This window comes from Psychroflexus gondwanensis ACAM 44 (assembly GCF_000355905.1).
Classification (GTDB): Bacteria; Bacteroidota; Bacteroidia; order Flavobacteriales; family Flavobacteriaceae; genus Psychroflexus; species Psychroflexus gondwanensis.
The window spans coordinates 53182-65383 of record NZ_APLF01000018.1 but is presented as its reverse complement, the minus strand read 5'-3'; the positions used below and the strand labels follow the sequence as shown (position 1 = coordinate 65383).

At 36.4% G+C, this 12202-nt stretch carries 12 protein-coding genes; 6 read left to right on the top strand and 6 right to left on the bottom strand.

The genetic code is table 11. The features are described 5' to 3' along the window. The first annotated feature begins 47 nt into the window (after positions 1 to 47). The 4 genes from PGOND44_RS13205 (at position 48) to PGOND44_RS13190 (ending at position 3998) form a co-directional block, all read left to right on the top strand. Entirely contained in the window at positions 48 to 1214 is a 1167-nt protein-coding gene (locus tag PGOND44_RS13205; RefSeq protein ID WP_003443630.1) for a homogentisate 1,2-dioxygenase, read from the top strand. Between the two features lie 211 nt (positions 1215 to 1425). After that, on the top strand, positions 1426 to 2565 hold the full coding sequence (gene hppD / locus PGOND44_RS13200; protein WP_003443627.1) for a 4-hydroxyphenylpyruvate dioxygenase: 1140 nt from the start codon (positions 1426 to 1428) through the stop codon (positions 2563 to 2565). Between the two features lie 124 nt (positions 2566 to 2689). Beyond that, on the top strand, positions 2690 to 3457 hold the full coding sequence (locus PGOND44_RS13195) for a DUF3108 domain-containing protein (protein WP_003443624.1): 768 nt from the start codon (positions 2690 to 2692) through the stop codon (positions 3455 to 3457). A gap of 40 nt (positions 3458 to 3497) precedes the next feature. Beyond that, positions 3498 to 3998 (top strand): UpxY family transcription antiterminator, encoded by a 501-nt coding sequence (locus tag PGOND44_RS13190; protein WP_003443621.1) that lies wholly within the window; start codon positions 3498 to 3500, stop codon positions 3996 to 3998. On the opposite strand, the gene PGOND44_RS13185 is transcribed toward PGOND44_RS13190, so the two are convergent. From PGOND44_RS13185 to PGOND44_RS13160, 6 genes are all read right to left on the bottom strand, one after another. Continuing rightward, a complete protein-coding gene (locus PGOND44_RS13185; RefSeq protein WP_040556170.1) occupies positions 3987 to 5348 on the bottom strand; it encodes a DUF5723 family protein in 1362 nt (453 codons plus the stop codon). The two genes, PGOND44_RS13190 and PGOND44_RS13185, sit on opposite strands and share 12 nt — an antisense overlap. Further along, a complete protein-coding gene (locus PGOND44_RS13180) occupies positions 5345 to 5875 on the bottom strand; it encodes a hypothetical protein (protein ID WP_003443613.1) in 531 nt (176 codons plus the stop codon). Before PGOND44_RS13180 ends, PGOND44_RS13185 begins: the two co-directional genes overlap by 4 nt. Positions 5876 to 6148: 273 nt before the next feature. After that, positions 6149 to 7735 carry a 4Fe-4S binding protein gene (locus tag PGOND44_RS13175; RefSeq protein WP_003443611.1) on the bottom strand — a complete coding sequence of 529 codons (1587 nt, stop codon included), beginning with the start codon at positions 7733 to 7735 and terminating at the stop codon, positions 6149 to 6151. Next, positions 7732 to 9042, bottom strand: a complete 1311-nt coding sequence (locus tag PGOND44_RS13170; protein ID WP_003443609.1) for an NAD(P)/FAD-dependent oxidoreductase — start codon at positions 9040 to 9042, stop codon at positions 7732 to 7734. Before PGOND44_RS13170 ends, PGOND44_RS13175 begins: the two co-directional genes overlap by 4 nt. 76 nt (positions 9043 to 9118) lie before the next feature. After that, positions 9119 to 9811, bottom strand: coding sequence for a TIGR04283 family arsenosugar biosynthesis glycosyltransferase (locus PGOND44_RS13165; protein WP_003443606.1), 693 nt, complete (start codon positions 9809 to 9811; stop codon positions 9119 to 9121). Positions 9812 to 9816: 5 nt separating this feature from the next. Further along, the gene (locus PGOND44_RS13160) at positions 9817 to 10548 is read right to left on the bottom strand and encodes a DUF547 domain-containing protein (protein WP_003443602.1); all 732 of its coding nucleotides are present in this window, start codon (positions 10546 to 10548) and stop codon (positions 9817 to 9819) included. Between the two features lie 262 nt (positions 10549 to 10810). On the opposite strand from PGOND44_RS13160, the gene cysQ reads away from it, so the two are divergent. Together cysQ and cysC are read left to right on the top strand one after the other, a co-directional pair. Beyond that, a complete protein-coding gene (gene cysQ / locus PGOND44_RS13155; RefSeq protein WP_003443599.1) occupies positions 10811 to 11611 on the top strand; it encodes a 3'(2'),5'-bisphosphate nucleotidase CysQ in 801 nt (266 codons plus the stop codon). Then, positions 11608 to 12201: an adenylyl-sulfate kinase gene (gene cysC, locus PGOND44_RS13150; RefSeq protein WP_003443597.1), complete on the top strand. Its 594-nt coding sequence runs from the start codon at positions 11608 to 11610 to the stop codon at positions 12199 to 12201. Before cysQ ends, cysC begins: the two co-directional genes overlap by 4 nt. Position 12202: the final 1 nt, after the last annotated feature.

The following is a 12202-nucleotide window of genomic DNA, read 5'->3' as shown; positions in this document are numbered from 1 at the left end:
TTTAAATTACATCTATTTTCACGATATTTGAATAAATCGTAATTATCATGCCTTTCTATCATAAACTTGGTAAAATTCCACATAAAAGACATACCATCTTTAAAAAACCTGATGGCTCTTTATACCGAGAGCAACTTTTTGGAACCATAGGTTTTGACGGCATGTCCACCAATAGCTATCACGAGCAACATCCTACGCAAGTCAAAAAAATATTGGGAAGTAAGGATGTGACTCCCAAAATTGCTGTGGATACCAATCTAAAATCTTATAAGTTTCATGGATTTAAAACCATACCACAGCCAGATTATCTAGACAGTAGAATCACCGTTTTACACAATGCGGATGTCAATATAATTCTGGCAGCCCCAACCGAATCTTCCAAAGACTATTTCTACAAAAATGCAGATGCAGACGAATTGCTTTTTATCCATAAAGGGAAAGGTAAACTAAGAACTCACTTGGGGAATCTGGATTTTGGATATGGCGACTACCTTCTCATCCCTAGAGGTATAATTTATAAAATTGATTTTGAAACGGAGGATAATCGCTTGTTCATTGTCGAGTCCAGAAGACCTATTTACACCCCAAAACGCTATCGCAATCACTTTGGACAATTGCTAGAGCATGCCCCTTTTTGTGAAAGGGACTTAAGGCAGCCTTACGAATTGGAGACCAACAATGAAAAAGGGGACTTTTTAATAAAGGTTAAAAAGGAAAATCAATTGTTCGATATGGTATACGCCTCTCACCCTTTTGATGTGGTAGGCTATGATGGCTATAATTACCCATATGCATTTTCTATCCATGATTTTGAGCCCATTACAGGAAGGATTCACCAACCACCGCCTGTTCATCAAACCTTTGAAACCGATGCTTTTGTGGTGTGCTCATTTTGTCCTAGATTATTTGATTACCATCCAGAAAGTATACCGGCACCTTACAACCATAGTAATATTGATAGCGATGAGGTGTTGTATTATGTCGATGGAGATTTTATGAGTAGAAATGATATAGAAGCCGGTCATATCTCGTTACATCCCGCGGGGATTCCTCACGGACCGCATCCTGGGGCTGTAGAGCGAAGTATTGGCCAAACTAAAACAGAAGAATTAGCCGTGATGGTAGATACCTTCAAACCTTTAAAGATAACTAAAGAAGGCATGGCTATTGCCGATGATAGCTATCATAAATCTTGGCTAGAAGACAATCATTAAGGCTTAGCCTTGCGTTAGGGATTGTCGTGAAAAGCTTTCTGAATGTGGCGCTAGAAGTCTTGTTGGACTTGGCGACTAAAAGAAGACAAAAGGACAACTTTAGACTTGCTAAGCCTAGTGAAGAAACTTGAAACAAAAGCCCGACCCTTTCCAACTCGTTGGAGAGGGGAACGCCCAAAATATATAAATTAAGAATTAAAAACCTAAACTCATGAGCACAGATACCACTAGTCAGAAATTAACCAAAGTAAATCTTGAGGCGGAAGATTTCCTTCCTATTCTAGGAACCGATTTTGTAGAGCTTTACGTAGGAAATGCCAAACAAGCAGCCTACTATTACCAGACAGCATGGGGGTTTCAGCCAGTAGCCTATGCGGGCTTGGAAACGGGAAAAAAAGATTCTACTTCCTATGTTTTACAACAAGGAAAAATAAGGCTAGTACTAACCAGCCCAATGAGCGATGGCGGTGATATTAATCGACATATCAATGAACATGGTGATGGAGTAAAATTTGTGTCGCTATGGGTAGATGATGCTGCTAAGAGTTTTGAAGAAACCGTAAAGCGTGGGGCAAAACCTTATGTAGAGCCTTACACCATTGAGGACGACAATGGTAAAGCTGTTATTTCTGGTATACATACCTATGGTGAGACTATTCACTTGTTTATAGAACGAAAAGACTATGAAGGTCCATTTTTACCGGGATACCACTCCTGGACAAAATCTTACAAAACCGAAGGTGTAGGTCTAAAATATATTGACCACATCGTTGGAAATGTAGGCTGGAACGAGATGAATAAATGGGTAAATTTTTATGCTGAAGTGATGGGTTTTGCTCAATTGCTATCTTTTGATGATAAAGATATCTCTACAGAATATACCGCCCTGATGAGTAAAGTGATGAGCAACGGAAATGGAAGAATAAAGTTCCCGATTAACGAACCTGCCAAAGGGAAAAAGAAGTCACAAATTGAAGAGTATATTGATTTTTATAATGGTTCTGGGGTTCAACATATTGCTGTAGCCACAGATAACATCATTGAAACCGTAAGCGAACTCCAAAAAAGAGGTGTTGAATTCTTAAACATTCCTGAAACTTATTACGACACTGTTTTGGACCGCGTAGGAGAAATAGACGAAGATTTGGCACCGCTGAAAGAACTTGGGATCTTAATTGATAGTGATGATGAAGGCTATTTGCTTCAAATTTTTACCAAACCTATTTTGGATAGACCTACCATGTTTTTTGAAATTATTCAACGTAAAGGAGCGCAATCTTTTGGAAAAGGAAACTTTAAAGCTTTGTTTGAAGCTATTGAAAGGGAACAGACCTTAAGAGGAACACTTTAAATTGGTATTACAGTACAGAAATTGAAAGCCTCTTCTAAAGTGCGAGGCTTTCGCTTTTAAAGTTATCATAAAATAAAGGCATACTAATTGATTATATTGAAATTTGAATAGACATTCTATCTTTATGAAATTTATCCTTAGCCTAGTTATTGCCATTTCAAGTGTTTTTTGCAGTTACAGCCAATCTGCATATGAAGATGGAGAGTGGTTGAGTTTTAAAATAAAATACGGGTGGTTTAATACGAGCAAAGCCACTCTTGAAGTCAGAAAAACCAAACTAAACAATGAGGATGTTCATCACATTATCGGCAATGGAAAAAGTGTTGGTTTGTTAGATGTGTTCTTTAGAGTGAGAGATCGATACGAAACCTTCGTTAACCAAGATGGACTGCCCGTAAAGTTTATAAGAGACATTAATGAAGGAGGGTACAAAAAGCATAAAGAACTCTACTTTAATCACAATTCACAACGGGTCAAAGTCGTAGATTATAAGCACAAAACAACAGAATCTTTTGATTTTGAGCTCAATACTCAAGATATGCTTTCCGCCTTCTATAAACTTAGGAACAGTATTAATATTGAAACCTTGCGGATTGGTCAAGAGTTTAACTTGAACATGTTTTTTGATAATGAAAACTATGATTTTAAGACTAAATTCCTTGGTTATGAAGTCTTGGATACTAAATTCGGAAAAGTGGCCTGCTTAAAATTTAGACCATACGTGAAAGCAGAACGTGTTTTTGAAGCTCAAGAAAGCTTAACATTTTGGATAAGCGCAGACCAAAACAAAATCCCCTTAAAAATTGAAGCAGAACTTGCTGTGGGTTCTTTAACCGCGGAACTAGATGAGTTTAAAGGTCTTTCCCATTCGTTTGAGGTTATAATGGATTAAATGTATATTTAGATCTGAGCTTGTTGTTATTTTAATCTCTATGAATTCATCTTCAAAATCAGACTCTTTCTGGTATGTTCTCTACACCAAGCCTCGAGCAGAGAAAAAGCTTGCTCAGCAACTACAAGAGGATGGAATTGAAGCTTACTGCCCTACTCAAGTTGAACTTAAAGTGTGGAGCGATCGAAAAAAGAAGGTAGAAACACCCCTTCTCCCTTCTATGATTTTAGTATATATTGAAAACGAAAAAAGAGAGCTAGTTTTTAACAGGAAAAATGCTATAAGATATTTGTATTGGCTTGGGCAACCCGCCAAGGTCACTTCTGAAGAAGTTGAAAGTTTAAAATCACTTCTGGACGATAGTCAATTTGAAAACCATGGATTGCAAAAAATGCAAGCAGGCGTAAAACTAGATATGACTTCTTTAGGTTTTGAACATATTCAAGGAACTGTGACTTATACGAGTACTACGGAATGTTGGGTAGTCCTTGAAGGCTTGGGGTATGTGGTGAAATTTAAAAAAAAGACTTTAAAGTTTTAGGTTTAAACCAAACTGATAAGTTAGCGCCTCGGCATTATAAATGTTATTAAAATGATTTAAGCGATCCACATTTAGAGATAAGTTTAATTTCCAAACATCTAGGGCCAAACCTCCTCCATAGTTTGGTCTATTAAATTGATCTATTCCTAAACTCACTTTTGCATACAAGACTTTCCAAAAGCTTCGCTCGTACATTCCATTGAGGCTGTAAAACAGATTCCCAGCACTTACCATACTAAAAGCATGCAGACTAAGAGTTTGGTTGCCAGAGCGCTTTCCTGAAGATTTTAGCCTGCAATTGCATGGACCGGCTTCTCCTCCAAAATTATAACTTAATCCCAAATTTATCTTAGTTGGTTGCATATACATATAGGAGCCAGAAGTAATCTCCTCTGGTAAATTCGTTTCAATATCATCCCCCAAATTTTGATAGTAAGTAATCAAATCGTCCCCATTTTGGAAATCAGGAAATTGAAGACTAAGCCCATCATATTCAAAAAAGCCTTGATAAACATCCTGTCTGGTATCTTTACTAAAGTGAATAAAACCAAGGTCCAAAATACTTCCTGTGAACTCTAGCCTATCGTTGAAATAATAAGACAGTCCAAAATCTAAGCCTAAACCATAGTTAGAACCTATGAGTATATTCCCAGGAGTCAGTTCATCAAAACTTTCAAAACCTGTACTTTGGAATCTTAAGTCCAAATTGCTTATGCTTTGGTTGAGCAAAAGCCCTTCCTCATTCTCTTTGGAGACGAAATGCCCAGTATTTCCAACTGATTTTATATTAACACTGGAAGTGTAGAGTTTTCCTCGTACTCCGATATGTAAATCGTCGTTCACTTGTTGATTAATTCCAATATGAAAAACGGTCTGTAGGTTTCCTCTGAAGTTGATCTGTCCAATATCATAACTTCTATTTTGACCAGCATTTCCAAAATAGGCCAGTTCTAGTAAGTCTTTTGGAAAATTAAATACAGCATCACTTTCTTGATAAACCCCAGCGGTGTAATAAATAGACTTGCGTTTCCAACCGAAATTGATAAGATCAATCTTTTGATTGAAAGCCACAAAATCTTTAGCTGATATCCGGTCTAGAGATTCTGCTACATTGACGTTGAAATCTCTAGTGTTGAATAAATTATCAACATTGAGCACTGTGTTTCCAACCGAGGCATAAACATTAGAAAGTATAGGAACTCCGATATGGAAGTTTGTTTTTTCATAAGCAGCTCCAGGATTCAACATCAAAGATTGCGGGTTATGCGTTTGATTGTAGAGCAAATGATTGTCTTGACTCCACAGAATATTGGATACTAGAACAAAAAAAAGAATAGGGATGTACTTCATTCTCCTGGATAAAGATAACCTGCTTCCACAATACATTCAATTTGCATCTCACCGATATTTGTTGCCGCTCTGGGCTGATTTACAAAAACTTCTGCTCGTATACTCGAAGTAATTATATCAATTTGTTGAGGATTGAGTTCAACCGAAAAAGTTTTAATACTAGGGCCTGTCAAACTTCCTGATGGAATAGTCTCCGTGACTCTAAAAGTTTCAAAATCATCGATATCAAAGAAAATAAAATCTAAAGTTTGAGGTCTATTGATACTGTTCTCTGCTAAGAACTTGAATTCTAAAGATTCTAAATAATCAGCATTATACTGTTCATTTAAAAAATCAATATCCACAAAATCACGAATAGTATTGGGAATAGGGATAGAATCATTTCCTGCATTGATCAGTTCTGCGGTATACACAGTTTGAAACACATTGGCTTCAAATCTTGGAATCACTTCAAACTCATCAGAGTCCAGAGATCTATCGTCAGTACAACTGAAGAAAATGACACATATAATAAGTAAGTATTTCATATTTTTAAAACAAATCAAATTGAATTCCCCCTAGTAAGCTTTTTGTAAACGTTTGATTTTAAATAAAAATTGCTAAGATTTCTATAAAAATTGTATTAATGATTGAATTTTAAATGTAATCGTATAAAAGTCTACTTTAAAAAAATCATTAAACATCTCTTAAATTTAAAAAATTAATGAATAGGTTCTTAAATAATTACTATTTTTTTGAATGAAATCAAAAACTCCTTCTCAAAAAAGTGAGAAGGAGTTAAATTATACTATGAATTTATTTTACTTGTTTTGATTCACCAAGTCCATCAAATCCACATCATTTCCAAGAAGGATTTCATTTGAATTGATTCTGCCAGCTGGTGTATCATTCTCCAATTTTAAAACTCCTCTTGGACAAACGGAAGCACAAATTCCACAACCCACACAAGACGATCTCACTATGTTTTCTCCTTTTTGTGCGTAGGCTCTCACATCTATTCCCATCTCACAATACGTGGTACAGTTTCCGCAAGAAATACATTGACCACCATTGGTCGTAATTCTGAATTTTGAAAATAAGCGCTGTTGAAATCCTAAAATAGCTGCCATAGGACATCCAAATCTACACCAAACTCTATTCCCAAAAATAGGATAAAACCCAACCCCTACAACTCCAGAAAAGATAGCTCCAATTGCAAAACCATAAGTTGCTCTTAAGGTTTCAGCTTCAAATAAAAAGATCTTATCTATAAGTCCAGAAAAGTGAAGTCCCAGCAAGGAAAGTATGACGACAAAAAAACCAATCGCTGCATATTTAGCATCGTTTTGTAGTTCTTGACGCTTATAGACCATCGTCCAAGTAAAGACAATCGTCAATAAACTAGCTACACTTATCAGAAAAGCAGTGCCAGACAACCAGTACTTATCAGTATTTAGGTAAGAATAAACAACCGCCGTCGTCATTATAACTACAAAAACAAGAACTGTATGGACCAACCAGCGCTCCAATTTCCAAGAAGACTGGGATTTGTCGCTCAAATGACGAAAAGGATCCCCAGCAGTTTCTGCTAATCCTCCACAACCACACACCCAAGAACAATACCAGCGCTTACCGTATTTGTAGGTTAAAATAGGAGTGATAATTAGGATAGAAAGAACTCCAAAAATAAGTAGTCCAATACCAACAGTCCCCGCATTTACAAACTGGTCGACTCTATATTGTTCAAAATTGTAATGATTTAAAGGCCATATGTTGATGAAGTTATAGTAGGGTAATGAAAAATTATCTCCATTGAGTCTTGACATCAGCTCTGGAATTAAAAATGCAAATCCCAATTGGAAAAACATAACTGAAAATGTACGTAAGCGTTGATAGCGATTATGACGATATTTCCATAAGAATTTCACACCAAAACCAACAATAGCTAAGGTGTATAAGGTTCCATAAACAAACCATTGGCTTGCTGCATTCCCACTTATAGCTTTGCTTAACGGATCAAATAAAGCTACAACCCCTGTGTTTTCTCCTTCGCTACTCAATCCTATCCAGTTGGGATAAAAATAAAGTACAATATAAAACCCTGTTAAAGCTAAGCCTAAAATATAGGCCCAAAATCCTCGGTTGGTTAGAGATTTAAAATAAATCCGATCGTTTTTGATACCTTCAGTCTTGTGCGCGTAACTCACTTTGGAATACCAAAAAATCCCTGCGAGAACCATGATAAGGGATAAACTCACCCAAACGATTTTGGGCTGAAAATGAATATTGAACCCCGATAAGGTCATTATAAAAATACCCAACAATCCTAGCGCAGAAGATAGTTTTTGCTGGACGTTTAAAGCTTCTGGCGAATTGCCTGTAACAGACATGTTTATATCTACACTCATAATGAAGTTGTTTTTAGTGTATGTTGAAATTTATTTTGAATTTCTTTCTCATAAGACTTAAAAAATTCGGGATCAAAGTTAGCCGACTTCAGGTTTTTAATAACCTCATCTACTGTAGCGTTCTCTGTTAACCATCGGTCAAAAACCTCATGGCGCAATCGAATTCCAAAGGTGTTTATGCCTTTAAAAATCCTCGATTCAATTTCATACTGGATATGTATGCATTTTTTTCCATCGGTATGTTCCCAGTAAAAGTCGGTATGTCCCTCCTTTGCTTGGCTAAATACCCAACCGTATGTTTGATATTCTATATCAAAAAACTTAGCCGAATTGAACCACTGTCCTGGCTTGTATTCTCTAGGATTTCCACAGAGTGTTTGTGCCAAAGTCTCCCCCATCATTCTACCGGTATACCACACCGCTTCAATTGAAGGACGATTTCCAATAGGCTGCCTTTGCTCGGCACAGTCTCCAATAGCATAAATATCCTCTACGCTGGTTTCCAGCTTTCGGTTCACTAAAACTCCACGATTCAATTCGATATCACTGGATTTAAGGAAATCAATATTTGGTGAAACGCCAGGCGTTAATCCTACAAAATTACATTCCAAAACCTCCCCTGTTTCTTTAATTTTTATAGCCTTAACTCTACCTGTATCATCCGCAATAATTTCTTCCAGATTAGTTTCCAATCTTAAGTCGATGTGGTGCTCTCGAATGTGTCTATCTATTAGCTTAGCTTCTTCGCTGGGTAGCACATTGTTCCAAAAATGGCTCTCCCTTACCAATAGAGTAACCGGTATATTTCTGGTCGCAAGCATTTCTGCTAATTCAATTCCTATTAAACCACCACCAACAATAACGGCTCTCTTGCATACCTCCTTATTTGGCGCATGGTCTTCTAGAGACTCTAAATCTTGCTTGCTATAAAGGCCCAAAACACCTTTCGAATCTTGACCAGGCCAACCGAATTTGTTTGATTTAGAGCCACAGGCAATGACAAGCTTATCATAGGGAAATGCTTCTCCTGATTCTAGTTGTAGCTCTTTGTTTTTATGATCAACGGCCGAAACATGAGCCTGCTTTATGTCTATTCTATTTTTCTTCCAAAATCCATCTTCATAAGGCTTAAGATGATTCCATTTCATATGGCCCATATAAACGTACATCAAAGCAGTTCTAGAAAAGAAATGTTCACTTTCAGAAGAAATTAAGGTAATGCGTTTCTGAGATTGTTTCCGAATATGCCTTGCTGCAGTTACTCCAGAAATCCCATTCCCTATAATAACGATGTGTTCTTGTCCCAAACTATTATGGTTTTAAATGTAAAATTAGTTTATCTCATAGAAGTTCAGTAGCTAAAGAGTCTTAAAATATACAAATTCAGTTGTTAATGTGCTTCATATAAAAGCTATAGAGCTCATCTGATGAAGCCCCGCTCCATTTTTTAAAATAAATTATACAAAAAAGAACCTGTAATTTCAGAATGCCTTTATGTTCAAAACGTCTTGCAGATGTTGAAATCGAATGTTGAATCACCTTAAAATCGGAAGTGTCATAAATCAGTTTTAAAATTTCATGATCTTCATAAATTAGAAACTCTTCATTGTAGCCTCCTACCTTTTCAAAAAGAGATTTTGTCACGAACAAGCTCTGGTCACCACCTCTACAAGATCTGGTATTAAATTTAGTGAACCAGCTTATAAATTGAAGCCAGGGATGTCGACTCCTAAATTTCATTTTGAAACATCCCGCTTGGTGTCGGTTTTGAACGGATTCTATAATTAGCCTATCAAAATCTTGAGGTGGAAAAGAATCAATATGAAGGAAATATAGGATTTCTGCAGTGGCTTGTTTGGCACCATAATTCATTTGCCTTGGTCTTCCTCTTGTACTTTCCAAGCATTTGATACCGTCAACCTGATTAATTAAAGCTAAAGTTCCATCGTTACTTCCGCCGTCCACAACAAGAATTTCCGTAACATACCCAAAAGAACTTATTCTATTCTGAATTTGTTTAAGGTTGCTTTCAACCTCTTCAGCTTCATTATAAACTGGAATAATGATACTAATCATGCCAGCTACATTTCATTCAGTTCCCAAGAATAGGACAAATAATCTATATATGCTTCTTCATTTATGGTTTCATTTGCATACATATTTATGAATCTTATGACTGTACCATATTCGGATTCAAAATCTGAAGCATACCATTTGAAAATTTTGGAGAGCTCTACTTTAGTTTTGGATAATTTGTTTTTATTGGAATTTACGAAGGTTTTCGAGGAAGCGTCAAGTTGCTTGTCGAGTTTTGAAGCTACATAGGCTTCGTTCAGCAATTTGGGACAAGACTCTGAAGCGCAGTTCACCGCAAAATGAACGCGGGGATCTCCCATTTTCAAGAGCATTCCTTTCTCAATATCATCTAGGGAATATAATTTACCGTCAATTTTCGCAAATTCTGTAGTAAAAGGACTGCTAAAAAACCCTCCAATATCTTTAATACTCTCTACGGGATAGTGATCTAAGATCAACTTTACGGTAAAGGCGTTATACGCATTGATGAGGTAAGCTTTCTTTTGATTTTTGGTCCAGGAGTCTTGAGGAGGGTTTTTAGAAATAAGATCTAAGTAAGTGTCGAGCTTCCTTTCATTTTTTTTCAAATTCTTATAATCAACATCTCCATTAGTATTCACATAAGTTTGAAGTAAATCCTGCCATTGCTGATGCTGATGAATGTTTTGGCTCAAGGCAGTTCCCATTCCTAAAACAGAGAAAAAAAGACCAAAAAAAAAGGTGTTAAGGGTTTTCATAACTTTTTAATTTATTTACGTAAATGTAAGAATCAGAGTTTCAAGTTTAACTGTCGAAAGGATTAATAATTACAATTTTACTTCAGAATAAAATTTAACAGAAGAGAATTCTGTATTCAAATTTGAATAGTCTACTAGATTGGTAGAAATTATATACTTTTGTCAATTATTATAAAAACTAAAAATAAAAGTTTGAAATTTGTGTTTTGGCAACGAACATAATCAACTGAATATCAAGCCCTAAATTAGAATAATCATTTTTATGCATCAAAATAAATTAAAGGCAATTGAAGCTTCTATAAAAGCCGGAGAAGCCATTATGAACATCTACAAGCAAGATTTTGAAGTGGAATATAAAGAGGATAATTCTCCACTAACTTTAGCCGATAAAGAGGCCAATAAAGTGATCATGTCTTATTTGGAGACTACTCCTATCCCCATTATTAGCGAAGAAAACAAAGCTATAGACTATAGTGAACGGAAGTCCTGGAAAACCTGTTGGATTGTGGACCCCCTGGACGGTACTAAGGAATTTGTAAAAAAGAATGGTGAATTTACTGTCAATATTGCTTTAATTGATGACCAAAAATCAATATTCGGAGTTATTTATGTTCCTGCGCAGCGCATTTTATATGTAGGAGATGTTGAAACTCAAACCTCCTATAAAGTAGAAGTTCCGCAAGGAGATTTTAATGTGGATGCTTTACTAAAAAAAGCAACTCCCTTGAAGCCGAGCAAGGGCTCTAACCCCATTAGGGTGGTTGGAAGCCGATCTCACATGAATCAAGACACATTGGACTATGTAGAGAAACTGAAAGACACACATCACAAACCAGTAGAGATTGTTTCCAAAGGAAGCTCTCTTAAATTTTGCTTAGTCGCAGAAGGAGAGGCAGATGTATATCCTCGATATGCCCCTACGATGGAATGGGATACCGCTGCAGGACAAGCTATTTGTAAAGCTGTTGGCCTCCAGGTTATAAGCCTAGATACAAATGAAGAAATGCTTTACAATAGAGAAAATCTTTTGAATGGTTATTTTCATGTCAAAACAACATTATGAGTAAAAACATCGTCATACATGACTATGATATAACTAGATCACATAGAAATAAAGTCAATGGCCACGACTCTTTCGTGCTTTGGTTCACGGGGCTGTCGGGTTCTGGAAAATCGACTATCGCGAATAAAGTTGAAGAAGAATTATTTTATAAAGGGATCCACACCTATGCTTTGGATGGGGATAACATAAGAAGTGGAATTAATAAAGGGCTTGGGTTTACTAAAGAGGATCGCTACGAAAATTTAAGGCGAATCGCTGAAGTTGCAAAACTCTTCGTTGACTCTGGAGTGGTGACTATCGCTGCATTTGTGTCTCCATTAATTTCAGACAGGGAACAGGTTAAAGAAATTGTAGGTAAGGAAGATCTTATAGAAATATTTGTAGACACCTCTTTAGAAGAATGTGAGAACAGAGACGTGAAAGGCTTGTACAAAAAAGCAAGAGCTGGAGAAATAAAAAACTTCACCGGGATAGACGCCCCTTACGAAGCTCCTGAAAACCCAGATCTTAAGATTTCTACAGAAGAGATTAGTGTAGAAATGGCGGTGAAGCAAATTATAGATTATTTAGAAGAAACACATAGAATATAAT

Bases quoted from the DNA above. Each gene is read 5' to 3' on its own strand.
- PGOND44_RS13205 (WP_003443630.1), top strand. From the start codon at position 48: ATGCCTTTCTATCATAAACTTGGTAAAATTCCACATAAAAGACATACC.
- hppD (WP_003443627.1), top strand. From the start codon at position 1,426: ATGAGCACAGATACCACTAGTCAGAAATTAACCAAAGTAAATCTTGAG.
- PGOND44_RS13195 (WP_003443624.1), top strand. From the start codon at position 2,690: ATGAAATTTATCCTTAGCCTAGTTATTGCCATTTCAAGTGTTTTTTGC.
- PGOND44_RS13190 (WP_003443621.1), top strand. From the start codon at position 3,498: ATGAATTCATCTTCAAAATCAGACTCTTTCTGGTATGTTCTCTACACC.
- PGOND44_RS13185 (WP_040556170.1), bottom strand. From the start codon at position 5,348: ATGAAGTACATCCCTATTCTTTTTTTTGTTCTAGTATCCAATATTCTG.
- PGOND44_RS13180 (WP_003443613.1), bottom strand. From the start codon at position 5,875: ATGAAATACTTACTTATTATATGTGTCATTTTCTTCAGTTGTACTGAC.
- PGOND44_RS13175 (WP_003443611.1), bottom strand. From the start codon at position 7,735: ATGAGTGTAGATATAAACATGTCTGTTACAGGCAATTCGCCAGAAGCT.
- PGOND44_RS13165 (WP_003443606.1), bottom strand. From the start codon at position 9,811: ATGATTAGTATCATTATTCCAGTTTATAATGAAGCTGAAGAGGTTGAA.
- PGOND44_RS13160 (WP_003443602.1), bottom strand. From the start codon at position 10,548: ATGAAAACCCTTAACACCTTTTTTTTTGGTCTTTTTTTCTCTGTTTTA.
- cysQ (WP_003443599.1), top strand. From the start codon at position 10,811: ATGCATCAAAATAAATTAAAGGCAATTGAAGCTTCTATAAAAGCCGGA.
- cysC (WP_003443597.1), top strand. From the start codon at position 11,608: ATGAGTAAAAACATCGTCATACATGACTATGATATAACTAGATCACAT.